The 21,593-nt window shown below is 65.1% G+C and carries 22 protein-coding genes and 1 pseudogene; 9 read left to right on the top strand and 14 right to left on the bottom strand.

Translation table 11 applies throughout. From position 1 onward, the window contains the following. Positions 1 to 9: 9 nt before the first annotated feature. From XI09_RS43440 to XI09_RS43450, 3 genes and pseudogenes are all read right to left on the bottom strand, one after another. Positions 10 to 120 (bottom strand): annotated as a pseudogene (locus tag XI09_RS43440) (signal transduction histidine kinase); the annotation flags it as partial. 126 nt (positions 121 to 246) lie between these two features. After that, positions 247 to 531 (bottom strand): hypothetical protein, encoded by a 285-nt coding sequence (locus XI09_RS43445; RefSeq protein WP_271572421.1) that lies wholly within the window; start codon positions 529 to 531, stop codon positions 247 to 249. Positions 532 to 628: 97 nt separating this feature from the next. Further along, entirely contained in the window at positions 629 to 823 is a 195-nt protein-coding gene (locus XI09_RS43450; protein WP_097658906.1) for a hypothetical protein, read from the bottom strand. 625 nt (positions 824 to 1,448) lie between these two features. Between XI09_RS43450 and XI09_RS43455 the strand changes: the two genes are divergently transcribed. Continuing rightward, on the top strand, positions 1,449 to 2,087 hold the full coding sequence (locus XI09_RS43455; protein WP_271572422.1) for an HAD family hydrolase: 639 nt from the start codon (positions 1,449 to 1,451) through the stop codon (positions 2,085 to 2,087). Here XI09_RS43455 and XI09_RS43460 read toward each other — a convergent pair. Both XI09_RS43460 and XI09_RS43465 read right to left on the bottom strand, forming a co-directional pair. Continuing rightward, positions 2,084 to 3,124 (bottom strand): phenylacetaldoxime dehydratase family protein, encoded by a 1,041-nt coding sequence (locus XI09_RS43460; RefSeq protein WP_271572423.1) that lies wholly within the window; start codon positions 3,122 to 3,124, stop codon positions 2,084 to 2,086. The genes XI09_RS43455 and XI09_RS43460 overlap by 4 nt on opposite strands. 27 nt (positions 3,125 to 3,151) lie before the next feature. Further along, the gene (locus tag XI09_RS43465) at positions 3,152 to 4,168 is read right to left on the bottom strand and encodes a carbon-nitrogen hydrolase family protein (RefSeq protein WP_271572424.1); all 1,017 of its coding nucleotides are present in this window, start codon (positions 4,166 to 4,168) and stop codon (positions 3,152 to 3,154) included. A 196-nt stretch (positions 4,169 to 4,364) separates the two neighbouring features. On the opposite strand from XI09_RS43465, the gene XI09_RS43470 reads away from it, so the two are divergent. The 6 genes from XI09_RS43470 to XI09_RS43495 all read left to right on the top strand — a co-directional run bounded on the left by XI09_RS43470 (position 4,365) and on the right by XI09_RS43495 (position 9,187). Then, complete coding sequence (locus XI09_RS43470; RefSeq protein WP_271572425.1) at positions 4,365 to 5,321, top strand: helix-turn-helix domain-containing protein; 957 nt, start codon at positions 4,365 to 4,367, stop codon at positions 5,319 to 5,321. Between the two features lie 104 nt (positions 5,322 to 5,425). Next, complete coding sequence (locus XI09_RS43475; protein ID WP_271572426.1) at positions 5,426 to 5,662, top strand: hypothetical protein; 237 nt, start codon at positions 5,426 to 5,428, stop codon at positions 5,660 to 5,662. Positions 5,663 to 5,777: 115 nt separating this feature from the next. Then, entirely contained in the window at positions 5,778 to 6,803 is a 1,026-nt protein-coding gene (locus XI09_RS43480; protein WP_271572427.1) for an aldo/keto reductase, read from the top strand. 75 nt (positions 6,804 to 6,878) lie between these two features. Further along, positions 6,879 to 7,040, top strand: coding sequence for a hypothetical protein (locus XI09_RS43485; protein ID WP_271572428.1), 162 nt, complete (start codon positions 6,879 to 6,881; stop codon positions 7,038 to 7,040). 147 nt (positions 7,041 to 7,187) lie between these two features. Further along, positions 7,188 to 8,609: an MFS transporter gene (locus tag XI09_RS43490; protein ID WP_271572429.1), complete on the top strand. Its 1,422-nt coding sequence runs from the start codon at positions 7,188 to 7,190 to the stop codon at positions 8,607 to 8,609. 128 nt (positions 8,610 to 8,737) lie between these two features. Then, on the top strand, positions 8,738 to 9,187 hold the full coding sequence (locus tag XI09_RS43495) for a PEGA domain-containing protein (RefSeq protein WP_271572430.1): 450 nt from the start codon (positions 8,738 to 8,740) through the stop codon (positions 9,185 to 9,187). 79 nt (positions 9,188 to 9,266) lie between these two features. On the opposite strand, the gene clpA is transcribed toward XI09_RS43495, so the two are convergent. From clpA to XI09_RS43515, 4 genes are all read right to left on the bottom strand, one after another. Next, the gene (gene clpA / locus XI09_RS43500) at positions 9,267 to 11,675 is read right to left on the bottom strand and encodes an ATP-dependent Clp protease ATP-binding subunit ClpA (protein ID WP_271572431.1); all 2,409 of its coding nucleotides are present in this window, start codon (positions 11,673 to 11,675) and stop codon (positions 9,267 to 9,269) included. Between the two features lie 293 nt (positions 11,676 to 11,968). Then, the gene (gene clpS, locus XI09_RS43505) at positions 11,969 to 12,301 is read right to left on the bottom strand and encodes an ATP-dependent Clp protease adapter ClpS (protein ID WP_027548135.1); all 333 of its coding nucleotides are present in this window, start codon (positions 12,299 to 12,301) and stop codon (positions 11,969 to 11,971) included. A gap of 284 nt (positions 12,302 to 12,585) precedes the next feature. Then, positions 12,586 to 13,065 (bottom strand): hypothetical protein, encoded by a 480-nt coding sequence (locus tag XI09_RS43510; protein WP_271572432.1) that lies wholly within the window; start codon positions 13,063 to 13,065, stop codon positions 12,586 to 12,588. Between the two features lie 122 nt (positions 13,066 to 13,187). Next, on the bottom strand, positions 13,188 to 13,526 hold the full coding sequence (locus XI09_RS43515; protein WP_011087913.1) for a phasin family protein: 339 nt from the start codon (positions 13,524 to 13,526) through the stop codon (positions 13,188 to 13,190). A gap of 389 nt (positions 13,527 to 13,915) precedes the next feature. Between XI09_RS43515 and XI09_RS43520 the strand changes: the two genes are divergently transcribed. Then, positions 13,916 to 15,751 (top strand): D-alanyl-D-alanine carboxypeptidase, encoded by a 1,836-nt coding sequence (locus XI09_RS43520; RefSeq protein WP_271572433.1) that lies wholly within the window; start codon positions 13,916 to 13,918, stop codon positions 15,749 to 15,751. 223 nt (positions 15,752 to 15,974) lie between these two features. Here XI09_RS43520 and XI09_RS43525 read toward each other — a convergent pair whose 3' ends face one another. From XI09_RS43525 to XI09_RS43540, 4 genes are all read right to left on the bottom strand, one after another. Then, positions 15,975 to 16,700, bottom strand: a complete 726-nt coding sequence (locus XI09_RS43525; protein WP_271572434.1) for a DnaJ domain-containing protein — start codon at positions 16,698 to 16,700, stop codon at positions 15,975 to 15,977. Between the two features lie 137 nt (positions 16,701 to 16,837). Beyond that, positions 16,838 to 17,584 carry a VWA domain-containing protein gene (locus tag XI09_RS43530; protein WP_271572435.1) on the bottom strand — a complete coding sequence of 249 codons (747 nt, stop codon included), beginning with the start codon at positions 17,582 to 17,584 and terminating at the stop codon, positions 16,838 to 16,840. A 119-nt stretch (positions 17,585 to 17,703) separates the two neighbouring features. Beyond that, positions 17,704 to 18,564: an alpha/beta fold hydrolase gene (locus XI09_RS43535; RefSeq protein ID WP_271572436.1), complete on the bottom strand. Its 861-nt coding sequence runs from the start codon at positions 18,562 to 18,564 to the stop codon at positions 17,704 to 17,706. Between the two features lie 343 nt (positions 18,565 to 18,907). Continuing rightward, positions 18,908 to 19,831, bottom strand: coding sequence for a division plane positioning ATPase MipZ (locus tag XI09_RS43540; protein WP_271572437.1), 924 nt, complete (start codon positions 19,829 to 19,831; stop codon positions 18,908 to 18,910). 282 nt (positions 19,832 to 20,113) lie between these two features. On the opposite strand from XI09_RS43540, the gene panC reads away from it, so the two are divergent. Further along, positions 20,114 to 20,965, top strand: coding sequence for a pantoate--beta-alanine ligase (gene panC, locus XI09_RS43545; RefSeq protein WP_271572438.1), 852 nt, complete (start codon positions 20,114 to 20,116; stop codon positions 20,963 to 20,965). Between the two features lie 83 nt (positions 20,966 to 21,048). On the opposite strand, the gene XI09_RS43550 is transcribed toward panC, so the two are convergent. Further along, positions 21,049 to 21,489, bottom strand: coding sequence for a DUF1489 family protein (locus tag XI09_RS43550; protein WP_011087921.1), 441 nt, complete (start codon positions 21,487 to 21,489; stop codon positions 21,049 to 21,051). Positions 21,490 to 21,593 lie beyond the last annotated feature (104 nt).

The raw sequence follows: 21,593 nt of genomic DNA on the forward strand, positions 1-21,593 counted from the left end.
CTGTCCGGCTCAAGCCAGCCGATGGAATGCCGGCGGCAACGGCTCGCGCACGAGTCCACTGAGATTCAGGGTCGCGCCGCTTTCCTCGATGTCCGAGACCAGAACCTCGCCGACGCGATGCGCGACCATACCAGGTGGGCCGTCATGGAAGCCAAACTGTGTATGTGACATGGCAGATCCTCCTGTTAATGGCGCTTGTTCACGCCGTTGGCCCGCTGCCATGCCCGCGCTGCCTGGTGACAAGCCTTAACACCCGCGACAGATATTCTTCAGCTTCGCCGCGGTTCGGGCCTCTTCCGCAGCGAATGGATCCTTGTATGGGGCCCGAGATATGTCGTTTTCCGCGGCAATGGGCTTCTTCACCTTCGGCGGAAACGCAGCGTCGTAACAGGCGAGCCGTCCGCTCGTGCTTTCGATCGCGTGGCAGTCAGATTCACCGGCGATAGCGCCTTGCGCGAATGTGCCGAGCGTCAATACGACAAGGAGCGTTTTCATCCAGATACCTTTCCGGGCGGCATTCACACCGAACATCCCACGATCTCCCGCTCGTTGGTCCGCTCGCTTTCGCCACGAGGCATTCTCTTGCGACGGACCCGGGGTCGCCATTTGACGAACCTCAGGTGTCACCTCATGCCTCGAACTGGTCGAACTCGTCAGACAGCAGGATCCGGCCTTGCGGCGTGCATATCCGCACGTCGATATAGCCTTCCTGCAATAGCTCTCTCGCCTTCTTCAAAGCGGCAGCCGTCGTGGCGCGAGCCAAGCTGACGTAGCCGCTTTGATCGCGTCCGCTCACCAGATATTGGAGCGGCGTCCTATCCATGCAGAAAAGCCGCAGCAGCCACCAGGAGCAATAGAAACAGCGGGACGATCACCGGCGGCACGATCCAGTCGGCCAGATTGAATCGAGGCATACACGCTCCTCCTCGTTCGGCGGGAGCGCTAGTGACCCTCAGTCACCGATGGATGCCATGGGAAGGGCGGTGATGGGACGACTCTACGCTTACGTCCCGCCAATAGCGAGCTTTATAACGGGACGCGACATCGGCGAACGCGATTTCGACGTCCCAACCATTTCGAATTGTCTGAAATGCCGCGGCGACGAGATCGCTGATCTTGAACCTTTCCGTCGCCTGTGCCGACCGACATCTACTGGGGGATTGCATTGTCCGGAACAAGATCAGCGCCGCCAGGCATCATTCAGCTTGGTCGCGCTGATAACGTGCCACGCCGAGACCGACGAGGCGGCCCTGCGAAAGCGAGACGGAGGGAGGTGCCGCCGCGGCCCAGAAAGCCGCAACAGGCACGATCGCCACCCGGGAGGCCCAGGCCGGCACGGATGCTGCGGCGATCGTCGGATGGGCACGACAGCAATGATGCAACGGGTCTTGACTTGAGGCCTGATCCAACTAGCAACGGGCGGCAGTTTCCACGCCGGCTCCGCCCTGATGATGACAATCTATTTCGATCTCGACGGCACCCTGACCGACCCGAAGCCCGGGATCACCCGCTCGATCCGGTATGCGCTCGAGCGCTTGAACCTCGCGGTGCCGAGTGAGGACGAGCTGACCTGGTGCATCGGGCCGCCGCTGCATGCCAGCCTGAAAAAGCTGACGGGAACCGACGAGCTCGCCGACCGGGCGCTGCTGCTCTATCGTGAGCGTTTTGCCGATATCGGCCTGTTCGAAAACGAGGCCTATGCCGGCATCATGGACACCTTGGCGACGCTGGCCGCGACGACGCCGCGCATGTTCGTCGCCACCAGCAAGCCCGCGGTCTACGCCACCCGCATTGTCCATCATTTCGGCCTGAAACCGTATTTCGAGCGCGTGTTCGGCTCCGAGCTCGACGGCACGCGCGTCGACAAGCGCGACCTGCTGCGCTACGCCCTCGACGAGGCCAAGGTCGATCCCACCAGCGCGATCATGATCGGCGACCGCAGCCATGACGTGGTCGGCGCCCGGACCAACGGCATGACCGCGATCGGCGTGCTCTACGGCTATGGCAGCGAGGCCGAGCTGCGGGACGCCGGCGCGCATCACATCTGCGCCGCGCATCCGGACTTGCTCGGCCATTGTGTGGCCTAGGCGTGGACCGTCTCCACCGCCGCCAGCATGCCCGTTTTCGGGTGACAGCTTCGATATTCGAAGAACTGCTCGTCCGCGGCCGCTACGGTAACCTCGTGATAGAGCCGCAGTTTTGCTGACGGCCCGAGCGTCGAGAGGTATTTCATCGCCGCGCCGAAGATCTTGACGTGGGTCGGATGTGACTCCGCCCAGCGTTCCAGCGCAGCAAGGCTCTTCCACCAGCTCTGGCCATAGGACTTTTCGCTCACGCTGCCGTCGGCGGCGAGGACATTCATGTAGCGGTTGGCGTAGCAGCCGATGCCGAGGCCGTCGTCGCGCAGAAAATCCATGCCCTCGCGCAGCACCGGCTCGACGTCGTCGAGATAGAGCTTTCGCTCCGACGCCTCGGTGTCACTCCAGTCCTGCCCGGACCGGATCAGGCAGAGATTGTCGTGCGCCTTCACCCGCAGCCGCGCGCCGTCGCGGACCAGCTCGGGCGCACCACCGGGTGCCATCGCGTCGGCCTGCGACAGCGGGATGCGATCGCGCATGCCGCCCCAATAGGCGTGCTCCTGCACCTCGCCGCTCATGCCCTCTGCAATGACGGCGATACCTTCGGGCCGGTCGAGCGAGGAGAACAGCGTCTCGTGCCGCGCCACAATGGGACGCAGCCCCTCGATGAAGGTGCCGACGCCTTCCCGCGCCTTGCCCGTCCACGCCTCGCGCGTCGGCGCGAACCAGGCGTCGAAGCGTGCGACGTCGTCCCAGTAGGCGACCGAGACAACGTTCTGGTAGCCGGACTGGTCGACATAATGCGCGCGGTCCCAATGCGGCGGACCGTTCTGCGCAGCAAACAGAGCCGCGATCTCCTTCAGCGCTTCCGTCGCAGCCGACGGCGCCACGCCGCGATACTGGACGCCGAAATAGACCATCACGACGCGGCTGACGGCAGGCTTGTAGCGCGCCACGAAGGACGGATATGGCGGCTGGTAATCATCCGGCACGCGCTTGTGGCGCGTGCGCTGAGTTTCAAGATGCAGAGGAATTGCGGATTCCATGATCGTGCCCTCCCCTCGATCCGGCAATCAGCTCGCCGCCGCGGCGATGTCCGTGGGCTCGACGGTGTCGACCGGCAGTGCGAACTGCTCGACGCGCTGATATCGCTTCTTGTTGAGCAGCAGCCGCGTGACGTCGGGCCGCGAATAGTGCCCGGCGGGATCGGCCGCATTCTTGGCGACGCCGATGGCGCCGAGGTCGATCTCGGCAATCAGGAGGCCCTCCTGGTCCGGCGCGAGCTTGTCGCCGATCTGGCTGCCGTCGGGGCCGTAGATCGCGGCAAAGCCGCCGCCCACGTGCAGCAGCGCGTGCTTGTCGGGCCGGTCGCAGAGTTCGTCGATCATCGCCTGCGACACCGTTGCGCACGGCGCGAGCACGAAGCAGGAGCCCTCCACGGCATAGACACGCGAAGCGGCGTTGTTCACCTCGGCGCCGAGCGCCGGCGCGAAGGGATCGTAGAGCGAGAAGCTCGGCCAGGCCGCGACATGCACCTGCTCGTTCTGGGCGTACATTGCGTATTTCGACAACGGCTGGAGGTGCTCCCAGCAGCACAGCGCGCCGATGCGGCCGATGTCGGGCCGCGCGTGCACGGCGAGATCGCTGCCGTCGCCCTCGCCATAGACGGTGCGCTCGGCATGGGTCGGCCGCAGCTTGCGGCGCTTTGCGATGGTCTCACCGTCGGGGCCGATCAGCCATTGCGCGAGATAGAGACTGCCGCCGTCGCGCTCGGACAGGCCGATCACTGCCGTCAGCTTCGCCTTGCGCACGGCATCGCGCAAGCGCTCGGCCTGCGGGCTGTCATAGGACAGCGAATTGTCGAAATAGCGCTGCACAAAGCCGCGGCCGATCGCCCAGGCCGGCGAGTCCATCCAGATATGCCAGGGGTAGCCGGGGATGAAGGCCTCCGGAAACGCGATCAGCCTGGCGCCCTTCTCGGCGGCCTCCCGGATCAGCGCGATCGACTTGTCGATCGAGGCGTCGAGGTCGAGCCAGGCCGGCGCCGCCTGCACCACCGCCACCTTGTATTTCGGATGTTCGATGCCCATTGCCGCCTCCATTGCCGGTTGATCGCGGACCTCGTCCGATGCAGTCTATTTGGCAAGCCGGGCGGCTGGGCGCTCGACCACGGCGGAACAAAAACTCGACCGGATCGGATCGCCGCTCCGGTACGGAACTTGCCTGCGGTCAGGCCGGATCTGCGCCGACATGCGGTTTTGCTGGATGTGAAAGGGAGGCTTGCCGATGCCAATCCAGTTCACGACGGACGGCAGCCCCGGCTACCGGCGGCTCGCCCTCTGGCAGGACATCGTCTGCGACGTCTTCGTCGGGCTCGACTGCAAGTCCGATCTCGGCAGCGCCTTCCGCGGCTCGGTCACGCAGGCCACGCTCGGCAAGGCCGTGTGCTCCGACGTCTGCTCCGACCGCCAGCACGTGTTCCGCACGCCCTCGCGCATCGCGCGCTCGGACCAGGATTTTGTTCTCATCGCACTCGGCAACCGCGGCGACGGCTGCGTGGTGCAGGACGGCCGCGAGACGGTGATCCACCCCGGCGAGTTCGCACTCTACGACACCACGCGTCCCTATGAGCTGAAGTTCAACGGCAGCTTCACGCAGACCATCTTCAAGGTGCCGCGCGAGATGTTGCAGCGTCGGCTCGGCGGCACCGAGACGCTGACCGCGATCTCGTTCGGCACTGATGCGCCGCTCGAGCGGCTCGCCTACGACTTCATCTTCAGGCTGTGCCAGAGCGCGGACCGGCTCGCCCCGAACAATTCCGCCGCGCTGTCGGAGCAGGCCGTCGATCTCCTGGCGATGGCACTGAGCGAGCGGCTCGGCAAGACGCCGCTGCCGTCCTCGACGCATCGCTCCGCCCTGCTCTACCGGCTGAAGGCCCACATCCGCGCGCACCTCGCCGATCCCGACCTCTCTCTGACGGAGACCGCGGCCGCGCTCGGCATCTCGCCGCGCTACGTGAACGACCTCCTCGCCGACGAGGAGACGTCGTTCCAGCGCCATGTGCTTGCCGAGCGTCTTGCCCAATGCCGGCGCGACCTCGCCTCGCCCATGCTCGCGCACCGCCACATCGGCGAGATCGCGTTTGCCTGGGGCTTCAACGACCTCTCGCATTTCGGCCGCGTCTTCCGCGAACATTTCGGGATGTCGCCGCGCGATTTCAGGCAGGGCCAGCTGCGGCACTGACGTTCATTCCGGTCAGCCATCACCGCATGCCTTCGTCCTGAGCGAAGGCAGCGCTCGGCAATTCCAGATTGTCTCGGTTGGCAGCCTGCATCAGGCTGGCTCACATGAGGACTCACGCCACGACAAGCGGATCGGAGCTGTTGCTGGGCATGATCGCGATCCGGCTCGGCGCGCTGGTCGTGGTGGGCTGGAGCCTTGCGCTCCTGCCGCGGCAGGCGCGCAACGTCGAGCTCGCCTGCACGCCCTCTGTCGCAGCAGCAATCGAGACGCAGGCTCCCGTGACGACCGTCGGCCCGCGCGTCGTCGATGCCGCGTTCGACGACATGCTTCGGCACGACTAGAGCGTTCCCGAGCAAGGCCGGTATGTGAGCGCGTGATAGGACAAGGCGCCTGCCTGCGCTAACTTCGACGCCAAGGCCGCACGGATCAATCCGCGGCCAGCCGAGGAGCATATCGATGGAATACCGACGCTTGGGCCGGTCCGGCCTCATGGTGCCCGCTTTGAGTCTTGGAACCGGCACCTTCGGCGGCGTCGGCCGCCTCGCGGCTTGGGGTACCACGGACGCGAGCGAAGCGCGGCGGCTTCTGGATATCTGTCTCGAGGCCGGCGTGTCGATGTTCGACACCGCTGACGTCTATTCGCTCGGCGAGTCCGAGCGTGTTCTCGGCGAAGCCATCAAGGGCCGCCGCGACAAGGTTTTGGTCTCGACCAAGGCGACGTTCCGTTTCGGCGACGGACCCAACGACATCGGCTCGTCTCGGCAGCATCTGCTCGCCGCCATCGACGGCTCGCTGAGCCGGCTCGGCACCGATTACATCGACCTGTTCCAGCTCCATGGCTTCGACGCCTTCACCCCGCCTGAAGAGGTGCTCGCCACCCTCGACGTGCTCGTGCGCGCCCGCAAGATCCGCTATGTCGGCGTCTCCAACTTTTCAGGCTGGCACCTGATGAAGTCGCTCTCCGTCGCCGACAAGCATGGCTTTCCCCGCTACGTTGCCAATCAGACCTACTATTCATTGATCGGCCGCGACTATGAATGGGAGCTGATGCCGCTCGGCCTCGACCAGGGGATCGGCGCGGTGATCTGGTCGCCGCTCGGATGGGGACGCCTCACCGGAAAGATCCGGCGGGGGCAGCCGAAGCCCGAGGTCAGCCGCCTGCCCAAGACGGCCGACTTCGGCCCGCCCGTGCCCGACGAGCACGTCTATCGTGTCGTCGACGCCATCGACGAGGTCGCCAAGGAGACGGGAAAGAGCGTCTCGCAGATTGCGCTGAACTGGCTGCTCCAGCGTCCGACGGTCTCGACGCTGATCATCGGCGCGCGCAACGAGGCGCAACTGCGCGAAAATCTCGGCGCGGTCGGCTGGTCGTTGACCAAGGACCAGATCGCAAAGCTCGATGCCGCGAGCAAGGTGACGCTGCCCTATCCCTACTGGCACCAGCGCACGACCTTTACCGACCGCAATCCGCCGGCGGTGTAGGGCGCGACCGCGCTTGAGCTGCATCAAGCCCGCTCGCGTCGGCCGTGGCATCGTACGGACCTCGCGAGGCTTCCGATGCGCCGATTTGCCATGAAGGCCCTGTTCACGGCCCTCAATCTCAGCCGCGCCGAGCGGACGCGGATCGACTGGGATCGCACCGTCCTAGTCTTTTCGACGGCCGTGACGCTCGGCCTCATTGCGCTCTACATCTTCGGAAAGTCGACAGCGCGCTGGTGAGCTGGCGAAGGCGGGGTCTGCCCCATGCCTGCCGCACCGGGCGGCCTGTCTTGCAGCGCGGGAACTGTCCGTGTCCTGCCGGGTTGCGGTCAAACCTGCAATTTCCTAATCCGGAGACGAAACACGGCTCGAATCAAGCGCGCCTTCATGTCGTCCGCCCCCACAGTGCATGCCGACGGCCTGCCGCAGCCCCAGCGCAACCAGGCGGTCCTGACCATTGCGCTCGGCATCATCATGGCGGTGGTGGACAGCGCCATCGCCAACGTCGCGCTGCCGACGATCGCGGCCGACCTTAACGCGAGCCCGGCCTTCTCGATCTGGATCGTCAACGGCTACCAGCTCGCGATCACCATCTCGCTGCTGCCGCTGGCTTCGCTCGGCGAGATCGTCGGCTATCGCCGCGTCTATCTGGTCGGGCTCGTGCTGTTCACGCTCGCATCCGCCTTCTGCGCGCTGGCCCATACGCTGCCGCTGCTCACCGTCGCGCGCATCGTCCAGGGCTTCGGCGCGGCCGGCATCATGAGCGTCAACGCCGCGCTGGTGCGCTTCACCTATCCGCGCAGCCTGCTCGGCCGCGGCATCGGGCTCAACGCGCTCGTCGTCGCTTTCTCGGCCGCGGTCGGCCCAACGCTCGCGGCCGGAATCCTCGCGGTCGGAAGCTGGCCCTGGTTGTTCGCCATCAACGTGCCGCTCGGCGCGGTGACGCTCGTGCTGGGCCTGCGCAGCCTGCCGCACACCAAGCCCGCGAGCCATTCCTTCGACTGGCAGAGCGCGGGTCTGTCCGCGATCACCTTCGGCGTCGGCATTGCCGCGATCGACAGCGTCGGTCACGGCGAGGCCGCGCTCACCTGCCTCATCCAGTTCGCAATCGCGATCGTGGCCGGGGCAATGCTGATCTACCGCGAGACGCACATGACCTCGCCGCTGCTGCCGGTCGACCTCTTGCGCATCCCTGTGTTCGCGCTGTCGATCGCGACCTCGATCGCCTCGTTCTGCGGGCAGATGCTGGCCTTCGTCGCGATCCCGTTCTATCTCCAGAGCCGCTTCGGCTATTCCGCCGTGCATATGGGCCTCCTGATCACGCCGTGGCCGATCGCGATCGCCTTCGCGGCCCCCCTCGCCGGCCGCCTGGTCGAGCATTATCCGGCTGGCCTGCTCGGCGGCATCGGGCTCACACTGTTCGCCTGCGGGCTCGGCGCGCTCGCCCTCCTGCCTGCCGCGCCAACGCCGCTCGACGTGATCTGGCGGATGGCGCTGGCCGGGGCCGGCTTCGGCCTGTTCCAGACCCCCAACAACCGCACCATGATCGCAGCCGCGCCGCGCGAGCGCGCCGGCGGCGCCAGCGGCATGCTGGGCACGGCGCGGCTGCTCGGCCAGACCACGGGCGCGGCGCTGGTCGCCCTGTTCCTCGGCCTTTATCCGGTCGACGGGACCCGAGTCGCGCTCCTCGCTGGCGTCGGATTTGCGCTTTGCGGCGCGGTGCTGAGCATGCTGCGGCTCTCGCCCGCAGGCGCGCGCGGCGCCGAGCATGTCCGCGTGCAGGACGACCAGCGCCTGCGCGGCGAATAGGACCAGCCAGCGCGCAGGCTTCCACCCGTTTTACACACAACCGGTGCGTGGCTTAACTATCTGGACCAATGACGTATTGCCCTCGCGCTCTGGTTGCGCTTCACTGGCGCCGGGACAAGGGGCATTTCATGCGATCATTTGGAATTGTGGCGCTCAGCGTCATGCTGGGCGGCTGCGCGTCCGTCACGCGCGGCACGACCGAGAATATCAGCATCTCATCGACACCTTCAGGCGTTGAAGCCGTCGTCAGCGGAATGGAGGTTCCGACCACCTGTACGACGCCATGCTCCGTGGTCGTCAAGCGGAACGCCGACATCTCCATCACCTTCCAGAAGGACGGCTACGAGCCGCAGATCGTGCCGCTCAGCCGCGACATACCGACCTCCGGCGCCGCTGGCTTTGCCGGCAATCTTCTGCTGGGTGGTGTCGTCGGCATGGGGGTCGATGCCGCGACGGGTGCGGCAACCGATCACAAGCCGAATCCGGTCATCGTGACGATGCAGCCGTCGGTCCCGCACGCAGCGCCGCGCGCTCCGAAGAAGCCGCGGCCGCCGCGCGCGCCCGAGGCCGGAACGTAAGGCCGCCCTGCGGTCCGACATCGGCGCAAACAAAAAGGCCGGCTGTTCCGCCGGCCTTTTCGATATCATCACGTGCCGCTCAAGCCTTGACCAGCGGCCCCTTGGAGGTCGGCCCCTTCGAGCCGCCGGGGCCGCCCGGCTTGGACTTGCCCGGCGGACGCTTGCGGGCGCCGGGCAGCTTCTCCTGCTTCGGCGTGACCGGGCCCTCGACGAACTCGAAGCCGATCTTCTCCTTGGTCTCGTCGGCCTCGTCCTTGACCAGGACGACGCGGACGTGGCCACCGCTCTTGAGCTTGCCGAACAACACCTCGTCGGCCAGCGGCTTCTTGATGTGCTCCTGGATCACGCGGGCCATCGGCCGCGCGCCCATCTGCTCGTCATAGCCGTGCTGGACCAGCCAGGCCTTGGCGGGCTCGGACAGCTCGATGGTGACGTCGCGGTCGCCGAGCTGCGCTTCGAGCTGAAGCACGAACTTCTCGACCACCGTGCCGATCACCTCGACGCTGAGATGGCTGAACGAGACGATGGCATCGAGGCGGTTGCGGAATTCCGGCGCGAACTGCCGATTGATCGCCTCGTGGTCGTCGCCTTCCCGCTTCGAGCGGGTGAAGCCGAACGCCTGCTTGGCCAGATCCGAAGCACCCGCATTCGTGGTCATGATCAGGATCACGTTGCGGAAGTTGACCTGCTTGCCGTTGTGGTCGGTGAGCCGGCCGTGATCCATGATCTGGAGCAGCACGTTGTAGAGGTCGGGATGCGCCTTCTCGATCTCGTCGAGCAGCACCACGCAATGCGGATGCTGGTCGACGCCGTCGGTGAGCAGGCCGCCCTGGTCGAAGCCGACATAGCCGGGAGGCGCGCCGATCAGACGCGACACGGTGTGCCGCTCCATGTATTCGGACATGTCGAAGCGCAGCAGCTCGACGCCGAGCGACGCCGCGAGCTGCTTTGCGACCTCAGTCTTGCCGACGCCGGTCGGGCCCGAGAACAGGTAGCAGCCGATCGGCTTCTCCGGCTCGCGCAGGCCGGCACGCGCCAGCTTGATCGAAGCGGCGAGCGACTCGATCGCCTTGTCCTGACCGAACACGGTGCGCTTCAGCGTCTGCTCGAGATGCTTGAGCACCTCGGCATCGTCCTTCGACACGCTCTTCGGCGGGATCCGCGCCATCGAGGCGATCGTGGTCTCGATCTCCTTGATGCCGATGGTCTTCTTGCGCTTGTTCTCGGCAACCAGCATCTGCGCCGCGCCGGATTCGTCGATCACGTCGATCGCCTTGTCGGGCAGCTTGCGGTCGTGGATGTAGCGCGAGGAGAGCTGCACCGCAGCCTCGATCGCCTCATTGGTGTACTTCAGCCGGTGGTAGTCCTCGAAATACGGCTTGAGACCCTTGAGGATCGCGATCGCGTCCTCGACCGTCGGCTCGTTGATGTCGATCTTCTGGAAACGCCGTACCAGCGCGCGGTCCTTCTCGAAGTGCTGGCGGTATTCCTTGTAGGTGGTCGAGCCCATGCAGCGGATCGTGCCCGAGGCAAGCGCCGGCTTGAGCAGGTTCGAGGCATCCATCGCCCCGCCCGACGTCGCGCCCGCACCGATCACGGTGTGGATCTCGTCGATGAACAGGATGGCGTTGGGATGCGCCTCGAGCTCCTTCAGCACCTGCTTCAGGCGCTCCTCGAAGTCGCCGCGATAGCGCGTGCCCGCGAGCAGCGTGCCCATGTCCAGCGAGAACACGGTGGCAGCCGCCAGCACCTCCGGCACCTCGCTGTCGACGATGCGCTTGGCGAGGCCCTCCGCGATCGCGGTCTTGCCGACGCCGGCTTCGCCCACGAACAGCGGGTTGTTCTTCTGCCGGCGGCACAGCACCTGGATCGCGCGGTTGATCTCGGAATTGCGTCCGATCACCGGATCGATCTTGCCGTCGCGCGCCTTCTTGTTGAGGTTGACGCAATAGGTCTCGAGCGCTTCGCCCTTCTTCTTGGCGTCGTCGCTACCCTTGGTCTCGGTCTCCTCGTCGACGCCGCGCACGGGGCGCGCCTCGGAGACGCCCGGCCGCTTGGCGATGCCGTGGCTGATGTAGTTGACGGCGTCGTAGCGCGTCATGTCCTGCTCTTGCAGGAAGTACGCGGCGTGACTCTCGCGCTCGGCGAAGATCGCGATCAGCACGTTGGCACCGGTCACCTCTTCGCGACCGGAGGATTGCACGTGGATCACCGCGCGCTGGATCACGCGCTGGAAACCGGCGGTCGGCTTGGCATCGTCGGCGCCATCCGTCACCAGATTTTCGAATTCGGTCTCAAGGTAGTTGACGAGGCTCGTACGGAGCTTGTCGAGATCGACGCTACAGGCGCGCATGACGGCGGCTGCATCGGAGTCGTCGATCAGGGAGAGCAAAAGATGCTCGAGCGTCGCGTATTGGTGATGACGCTCGTTTGCGATCGCCAGCGCACGATGCAGGGATTGTTCAAGGCTTTGGGAAAAAGTCGGCATTCGCGTCCTCTATGGCCCCCACCATCATGATCGTCCTCGCCCGGTCAGGCAACAACAACCTTTGTCACATATAGTTATACAAGACCGCGGCGAAAGACCGGTTCCGCGTCTCGGCAGCTAGCCGTCTGCGGTATTTTTCGATGCAAAACCCGTTCCGATTTGGGCGGGATCGGCGCCGGTTCAGAATTCAGTAGTTCTGCCGGCTGCAACGGACATCGCGCGCAGGCATCGCGCGGCGATCACACTGCGACATACACAAGCAAGAGCCGGCTACGAACGCGCCGTAAGGTGACTTATTTCTTCTCCATCACGCATTGCAGCGGATGCTGGTGCTTGCGGGCGAAGTCCATCACCTGCGTCACCTTGGTCTCGGCGATCTCGTAGGTGAACACGCCGCACTCGCCGATGCCGTGATGGTGGACGTGCAGCATGATCTTGGTCGCCGCCTCGACGTCCTTCTGGAAGAACTTCTCCAGCACGTGGACCACGAACTCCATCGGCGTGTAATCGTCGTTCAGGATCAGAACGCGATACAGGTTCGGCCGCTTGGTCTTCGGCTTGACCTTGGTGATGACGGAGGTGTTCGGGCCCGTCGGGCTGCCGGAACGGTTCTCGTCGTTGCTCATCCGGGGAGCGCGGGCGGCGGCGGCCGCAGACAGGTCGAGGCTGGAAGTCAATTGCGACATGGCTCAGGCGTTCAAATTCCCCACGAAAGCGATGACGGTCCCCCGCGCGGCCCCGCCTTTCGGAGCTTTGCGCTGGCGCACCGCGTTTTTGGATCGCCGCTTCCAACCGGTCCGGTCCAAACCAGATCGATTGCGGGAATATGGGCCTGCCCCCGGCTCGCCGCAAGCGTGCAAGATCCGGCTGCGACGGCCCCGATTCCCGATCCGGGCGATCCTGACCAAGGTTAATCAATCCGGACCGGTTTGACAAAAATTTCCGCGGCGCCCGTCTCGAACATGGTGACCAGGAACCCGGCCGTTAACGCGACTGCGACGGTTTCGCGCGGGATCATCTCCGGTCTTCTACGGTACCTGCTGTTCAATCGCGTGACGCGAAATCGGGCAAAATCGCAAGTTTCGAGGATTGCCGTGCTTCGCCTGCCCTGCCCTGTGTCCGCCGCATCGGTCGACAGTTCGCGCATCTTGCAGCGGCCGAACACAGGCCCGCTCCTCAATGCAGGCGGCGCTCGATCGTCGGGCACCATCACCACGTCGCAGATCAGCACCAAGGCGCAGGCCCATTTCAACGTGCTGTTCACCGGCACCAACTCGCTGCCGACGGACAGCGTCGCCGCCACCTGTACCGCAAGCACGAGCATTGATCCCACGAACACCACGCCGACGAGTGCGACCTCGGGCGTGCTGCCATATTGCGCGCGCAGCAACGACAAATTCTACTTGGTCACGCCGGCGAACCCGACCGCGCGCTGAGACGGATCCGTCGCGACAAACAAAAAAGCCCGGCTGGTTCAGCCGGGCTTCTTGCTTCCAGGATGACCAGGAAAGATTAGTTGGCGGCCGGGGTGAACTTCGACACGATGGTCTCGACCGGCTTGAACGCCTGCTTGGCGAGGTCGCTGTAGAGGCCGGCGATCTTCTGCGATTCCGCGACGAAGGTCTCGTAGGCGGAACGGGCGAAGTCGGTCTGCGCTTCCATCGCCTTGTCCAGCGACTTCACGCCGGAAAGCTTCTCGACGAAGGACTTGGTGTCTTCGAACGACTTCTTGGTGTAGTCGCCATAGGCGCTGGCGATCGCCTGGAGGCCGTGCTGCACTGAGGTCGCGGAGGCGACGCACTGCTCGAACTGCTCTTTCCCGTAGCTCTGAAAGTCTTCAACCTTGAACATTTCGGAATCCTTTTCCCTGGCTCGCGTCGGGAAGCCCCGGCTCCCTGACTCTGCCCACAATTAGTGCAACGCACAAAAAAGTCAAGAATCTTGTGCGACGCACAAAAATTAGATGCAATCCGCAGAGATTCCCGGGGTTTCCCGCAAGGGTTCCTTAAGCTTTTGGAAACCGCGGACCCCTACCTTGATTCCCTGGACGTGTTCAGCTTCCGCAAGCGGCCAAAAGCCGTTTGAGAACATCACCTTAGCCAGAACAGCGGCTCAGGCCCAACGTCCCCCGCGGCGGACACCCGCGGAGGGGCAGCCTGAGCAGGTCATGATCCCGGGTCCATTGGGCACAATTTCGCCTCACGGGCCGGTGATCAAGTCAGAAACGGGGACGGGGTTTCATGCTTCGTAAAAACTTGTCTTCCTCGCGCTTGGCGCGGGTCGGCGTTTTCGGGCTTCTTACGGTCACCACCGCGGTCATCTTCACCACCGATGCTGCCGAGGCGCGGCGTCACCGCCGCCATTACGCGCACCACCGGGTGCAGCGCGATGTGTCCGAGAGCTCCAGCCCGAAATTCGCGTCGATCATCGTCGACGGCAATTCCGGCTCCGTGCTCCAGGCAACGAGCCCCGACGGAATCCGCCATCCGGCCTCGCTGACCAAGATCATGACGCTCTATCTGCTGTTCGAGCGTCTCGAGTCCGGCAAGATGAAGCTCGACACCGAGATGCCGGTGTCCCAGCACGCCGCCGATCAGGATCCGACCAAGCTGAATCTGCGTGCCGGCCAGACCATCCGTGTCGAGGACGCGATCAAGGGTCTCGTCACCCGCTCCGCCAACGACGCAGCCGTGGTGATCGCGGAAGCGATCGCCGGCGACGAGGACGACTTCGCCCAGATGATGACGCGCAAGGCGCGTTCGCTCGGCATGTCCAAGACGGTCTACCGGAATGCCAACGGCCTTCCCAACGACGAGCAGGTCACGACCGCGCGCGATCAGGCCACGCTCGGCCGCGCCATCCAGGAGCGCTTCCCGCGCTACTACCGCTATTTCGCGACCTCGACGTTCAACTGGCGCGGACAGTCGATCCGGAACCATAACCACCTGCTCGGCAGCGTCGAGGGCGTGGACGGCATCAAGACCGGCTACACCCATGCCTCCGGCTTCAACCTCGTGACCTCGATGCGCCGCGGCAACCGCCACCTGATCGGCGTGGTGCTGGGCGGCCGCAGCGGCGGTTCGCGCGACGCCATCATGCGCAACCTGCTCGCGGAGAATCTCGAGAAGGGCGCGACCGCGCACACCGTCGCCGCAGTCACCGAGCGCAACGGCTCTGACGCCGCTGCCGAGGTCGCAGATGCGTCGGATGCCCCGGCCCGCACCGCTCCGCAGGTCCAGGCCGCGGCCGCCCCTGCTCCCGAAGCGGCCCCGTCACGTCTCGCCTCGCGCCTGTCCACGCTTGCGGCCGCCACCGCCGCAATGCCGCCCGCTCAACCCAAGCCTGAAGCGCGGCCGACTGAATCCAAGATCGAGCCCGCGCCGCTCACCAATGGCGTGATCTCCAGCCAGCCGCTGTCGATCATCCCGGGCTCGTCCGAACCGATGAAGCCGGTCCGGGTCAAGACGGTGCAGGTCAAGGCCGGCGCCGTGAAGGTCGCCTCCGCCGCTCCAGCTCAGGTCGCGCCGCAGATTACCAGCACGGTTGCGTCCCGTTCCGACGTCGCGGAAACCTCCGGCGCCGTCGTCGCCCGGGCCGATCTGATCAACAAGCCCGAGTTCCAGAACCAACCGGAAGCACCGAAGGCGGAAGTCGCCCGCACCGAGCTGCCGCGGCAGCCGGCCGGCTTCGGCACCGGTAACGGCGTCCTCGGCGTGCTGCCGGCTGCAACCGCCGCCGCGCCCGCCCCGGTCGCTCCGAAACTCGCGTCCGCTGACCCGGCGCCGCAGCCGATCCAGATGAGCGCCACCACCAAGCCGGTCGTCACCCACAGTGGCTGGATCGTCCAGGTCGGCGCGCTCGAGAGCGAGAACGAAGCCCAGCAGCGCATCGACGCCGCGCGCAGCTCGGCCCGCGGCCTGCTCAGCAAGGCCGATCCGTTCACCGAGCCGGTCGTCGCCAAGGACAATCGCAAGCTCTATCGCGCCCGCTTCGCCGGGCTCGAGCGGGATCAGGCCGAAGCCGTCTGCCGCGCCCTGAAGCGCGCCGACATCTCCTGCATCACCGTTCGCAACTGATCTCCTGCACCGTTCCGAAAAAAATGCCCGCGCCTTGCGCGGGCATTTTTGTTTTCGGCATGCGGCCGGCCAAAGTCAGTTCCGCGACAACCTCTCGTCAACGATTTACGGTTAAATTTTTACTCAAGAGATCGACCACGCCGACAATGGCGGGCATCGGGGCGACGACAGACAGAGCAAACGGAGCTCACGCGGTACGGGCGTTTGTAGCGTGGTGCCGGAGTTAACCGTTATGCGTGCGAAGCAGAGTATCCTTGGCCTCGTTTACCCGGGCAGCGAGATACGTCGAGCCCCCCTGGTCGGGATGGAGTTTCTTCATCAGGGACTTGTGGGCCCGGCTGATGTCGTCGCGCCCCGCTCCCGGCTGCAAGCCAAGGATCTGATAGGCCTCCTCCGCCGTCATTTTGCCGCTCGCCGCCGCGCGGCGTTGCCCCCCTGCCGCATCGCCCTGCGCGTTCTGACGCCAGGCGGGAAACCGGCGGTCCAGATAGCTTTCAAGTAAGGCCACGCTCTCGGCGTCGAACGCCGGGACCATCGCCAGCAGGCCGGCGAGGTCGAACTCGTCGAGATCGTGCCCGGCGTGAGGCCCGGCAACGATCTGGCCTCCGAGCCGGCCAGAATCGTGGTCGAGCCGCATGTCGAGGAATTGCGAGCGCACGCGCGAGGCCTGCCCGGGTGCGGGCGCCGCGCCGCCACCGAACAGCCCGCCGATATTGCCGAAGCCGGCATTCGCCAACGGCGTCCAGCCGAGCAGGCCGGCGCCAAATATCCCGAGCGGGATCGCCACCGCGAGTTCGCCCTTTATGCCGGTGAAGGCCGCGACCGCCAGCGCCACCACGCCGCCGCCGAACTTGATGGTGCGCGCCAGCACCGCAGGATTGGCGGCGCGGAACATCTGAAGCAGCAGATAAAGCGTGATAACGGCGACAGCGCCGGCGATCAGGGTCATGACTGGAATATAGGCGCCCTGTCGTCAAAATGCATGGCGTCCTTTCGCTGCGACATGAGGACGGATCAATTGGCGGGGCTTGCGAGCCCGCATGGCGCGCGGGAAGCCGCCAGCGCTAGCCGCGCCGGCGTGACCCGCTACTTCATCTGGCCGATCAGCTGGGCCGCACCGCTCGCGCTCTTCGCCAGCTTCAACAACGCCTCACGGCCGCCGGCGGCATAGGTCGCTGCTGCCCGCAACAGCTCGCGCAGCTGTGCCGCCGCGCCGGGATCGAAACGGCACCAGGCACCGCCGGTCAGGCGCGCGATCTCGCGAAAGGCCTGCTCGGCCACCGCGTCATGCCCCTCCTGAAACACGAACACGGGCACCTTGAGCATGCCGAGTTCGCCGGCCTTGGCGCAGAGCTCGTCAACCTGCTCCTCCATCGCATCGCCGACGAAGACCACGGCCCTCACGCCCGATGCGACCGCCTCGCGCCGCGCCTCGCTCAGCACCTTGCCGATCTGGGTGTCGCCGCCGCGGCAATCGATCTTGCTCATCAGCGTCGCGAGCCGGGTGCTGTCGGAGATCCACCCCGTGGCACGGCACTCGTTGAAGCCGCGATAGTAGACCAGCCGGATGTCGAGACTGCCGAGCGCCGCGGTCTCGCGAAACATGTCGGCCTGGAGCGCACAGGCCATGTCCCAGGTCGGCTGCCGGCTCATCGTCGCATCCAGCGCGAAGATCAGCCGCCCTTTCGCGCCAGGAGCATGCGGTGACAGCGCACGCGCCTTGGCGACAAAGGCGGCGATATCGTCCGAGGTCGACGTCCCGGCCTGCGGCACCGCGCCGCCTGCTTGCGGCGAGACGGCATCGCGGCCGCGTTTGATGGGTTCGCCCGACATCCCTTGGCCCTGTATGAACGGCTAATGTGGTTAGCGCGTGCAGCCCGGTCAATGTGCAAAGCCTCCGCGGGCGAGCGCCGGCGGAGGCTTTGAAGCCGTTTCTGACTATGATGAATACGTCAGCTCTTGGCAGGCGCCATCAGGGCGACCGGACCGGGCTCGAGAATCTTGGGCGGGGACGACTGCGTATCGACCGGCGCCACCTCGCTGTCAGTCGCGCTCAGGAACTTGTCGAGCATGCCCTGGATCGAGTTCTTGGCCGCATCCGGACCGGTGTCGCGCATGTCGTTGTGCTGGAATTCCGTCTTCACGACCTGGATACCGGCCTTCTCGCATTCCTCGTCGCTCGGGATCACGCCCGCATCCGCCTTGAACTGCGGATCGGTGGAGCGGAACGACAGGATCTTGAACTTGCCGGCGGTGACGAACGGCACGCGCAGATTGTCGAGCGTGACGACCTTCTTGACCTCATCCGGATACTGCTTGGCGAAGTACATCGTGATGTCGCCGCCCATGGAGTGGCCGACCATCGTCACCTTCTCGTAATCGGCGTTGGGCTGAACCTTCTTCATCTCCTGCATCGCCAGATGGATGTTGGCAACGCCGCGCAGGATCTGCGGCAACCGGCCGACATAGAGCTCGCCGGGCTTGGTCACCATCGGAGGATCGGTCGGCAAATCATGCTGCGGGCTCACGACGAGGTAGCCGCGCGCAGCGAAAATGTTGGCGAGGAAACCGTACTCGGTGTTCTTGACGGTGTTGCCATGGTTGATCACGGCGACAGGCATCGTGATCATGCCGGCATTGGCCTGCATTTCCTTGTCGCGACGGATCGCGATATCGACGGGCACCGGACGGTTGTCGCGCGAAGCGTCGTAGAAGGTGATGGTCTCGTGCCTGATGGCCCACTTGCTCGCCGTGAAATAGGCGATGCCGCAGAGGGCACTGACCGAAACCAGAACGGCAATTCCACGCTTCATTTTCGTCCTCAGCCTCAGGCCGTTGCGGCCTGAATCCCTGTTGAAAATCGTGTTGTTCCGGAGCTCTTCGGCCCCTGGTCGCCTATTCGCTAATATATGTCACAGGCACGTGACAGGAAGGCCAAATATTGTGAACTGGCAGCCCTTTCATTGTGCGCCGCACACGTTTCTTGGGCATCCCTCCCTCGTACGACTACGTCAGGCTGCAGGTAACCATCCGACGCAACCGGTCTCGATTGGGTTCAATTCGCAGTAAATGTAGAATGAAAACGGCCGAGCGCGGGCTCAGTTCCCGCGGGGACCGGCCCATCGGGTCGCCCGGAAGTAGCGATATACCGCTAACTTAGGCGCCGAGGATGTCGTGAACCTCGAGCGGCTTGTCGACCTGGCTGAACCACTCGGCGCGGTTGGCCGCGCGGCGGCGGCCGCGCTCGTCGAGCGGCAGCTTGAGCTGGCGGAGCAGGCTCGTCACCTCCTCCCGCGCAGTGAGATGGCCAAGATTGGGCCGCATGCCGAGCGTCGCCTCGTCGATCTCGTCGAGGGCGGTGAGGCCACGCGGGAAGAATTCGCGGTAGACGACACGTTCGGCGAAGCCGTCGACATAGCGGAAGCCGAGCCGCAGCGACAAATCCTTCAACCCGTCGGCGACGAGCTGCTTGTTGCGCGAGCCGAGCATGGACAGGCGGTTGCGCACCACGATCCAGTCGGTGCTCGAGCCGTCGAGCTGGCGACGCTTGCGGCGGGTATCCCGCACCATCTCGGCATAGTGGCTCTCGCCGGTGACCGCATAGTTGGCGGGATCGACGGTGCCGAGCACGTCGAAATCGAGGAAGCTGTCGTTGATCGGCGTGACCAGCGTGTCGGCCATCGAATGGGCGAGTCGCATCAGGTAGCTGTCGGTGCCGGGCGTATCGATGACGATGAAATCGAAACTGCTCTCGACCGCCGAGACCGCTTCCATGAACTGCTGGAACTCGGAGTTCTCGTTCTCGGCAATCTGCATGGTCTCGCCGAGCTTGATGCAGCGATGCACCGGCAGCTCGAGGTCGAGCTTGGTGCGACGAGCCCAGGCGGCGCGGTTGTTGATGTAGTGCGTAAAGCTTTGCTGGCGGCAGTCGAGGTCGATGGTGGCGACGCGCTGACCGGCCTTCAGGAGCGCAACCGCGATATGCAAGGCAGTGGTCGATTTGCCGGAGCCGCCCTTCTCGTTACCCAGCACAACGACGTGCGCCGAGCCGGATTGGCCTTGGCTAGCCTGCACAAGCATGGTGATCCTCAACACCCCTAAGCAATATCTTCGAGTTGACCGCGTCTGCGGTCAAGTGAAATGCGTGACAGGATAGCGAAATCACAGTGCGTTAGCCTTCATCATGAATCGCGTCGCCGCATCACGTCTGTGATCCAGCCCACAATGTCGCGACAGCCTCCGCAGCTTTGCGCGGGATGCTGTGCCGCATCCGGATGCATGGCGTCCACGATCGCTGCTTGTTAAGGTTAGCCGGCTGCGCCGCAGGCCGCGCCCAACCCATCCGCAAGCCCCCGAGTCCCGATGCAACGAAGCCCCCTGATCGCCCGTACGGTCCCTGCGCTCCGACGCGCCGTCGATAATCTTCGCAAGCGAAAGGCCACGATCGCGCTGGTCCCGACCATGGGGGCGCTCCATGACGGGCATGTGTCGCTGGTGCGCCTCGCCAGGCGGCGCGCCAGCCGCGTCGTGGTCTCGATCTTCGTCAACCCGACTCAATTCGCCCCGACCGAGGATTTCGGCGCCTATCCCCGGACCTGGAAGGCCGACATCGCCAAGCTCGCTGCCGAAGACGTCGACATCGTCTGGCACCCCGGCGTCGAGGCCATGTACCCGGAGGGCTTTGCGACTCGAATCGTGCCGGAGGGTCCGGCGCTGGCCGGCCTCGAGGACCGTTTCCGGCCCCACTTTTTCGGTGGCGTCGCCACCGTCGTCGGCAAGCTGTTCACGCAATGCCGTCCGGATGTCGCGGTCTTCGGCGAGAAGGACTTTCAGCAATTGCGGGTGGTGACGCAGATGGCGCGGGATCTCGATCTCGGCGTCAAGGTGATCGGCTCCCGCACCGTGCGCGAGCGCGACGGGCTCGCGATGTCATCGCGCAACGTCTACCTCTCCCCGCAGGAGCGGCAGAGCGCGACCACGCTCTACCGCGCCATGAAGGACAGCGCCGGGCGCATCCGCGCCGGCGAAGCCATCGCGCCGGCGATGGCGCGCGGCGCCGCGACAATCAAGGCGGCCGGCTTCGTGCTCGACTATTTCGAGGCCCGCCACGCCGAGACGCTGGCACAGATCACCTCGCGCAAGGACGGCCCCTTGCGGATCCTGGTCGCAGGCAAGCTCGGCACGACCCGGCTGATCGACAATATCGCGGTCTAAAGCGCGATGACGACGTCGCGCTTTAGGTTATTGTTTGAGCATGATCTTTCCGGAAAACCGCTACACACTTTTCCGGATCGTGCTCAGAGCAGCCCGAGATCGCGCAGCTCGCGCCGCATCGGCTCCGGCATCGCCGCGATGGTGCCCGCGGCGGACTTGCCGAGATCCGGCGGCACGGAATCATCGGCGAGATAGCGCCAGCCCTGGAACGGGCGCATCGGCCGCGGCGAGACCGGGATCACCTTCGGCTGCATCACGATCCGGCAGCGCCCGATGCCGTCCTTGTCGCGGAACGGCTCGATGCCGATGATCTTTTCGCGCGCGGCGATCTCGCCCTTGATGACCCAATAGAGCGACCCGCCCGAGAGGATCTCGGCGTCGCGCTTGGGCACCATGCGGGTGATGTGGATGTGATGTTGCGGCAGACCCTTCTTCTTGGCGGTCTGCATCCGTTCGGCCACCCACTCCTTCAATTCCTTGACGGAGTCGCAGCCGACGGCGAGCTTGATCAGATGGAGTGGCATGCCCCAGCATTAGCGGGCCGGCCGCAGGTTTTCAAAGCCGAACTATTCGTTATCCGCAGCCGCGGGAGCCGCAGCCGGCGGCGGTGCCAGCGGAACCGGTGCAG

Source organism: Bradyrhizobium sp. CCBAU 11386 (assembly GCF_028128955.1).
Lineage (GTDB): Bacteria > Pseudomonadota > Alphaproteobacteria > Rhizobiales > Xanthobacteraceae > Bradyrhizobium.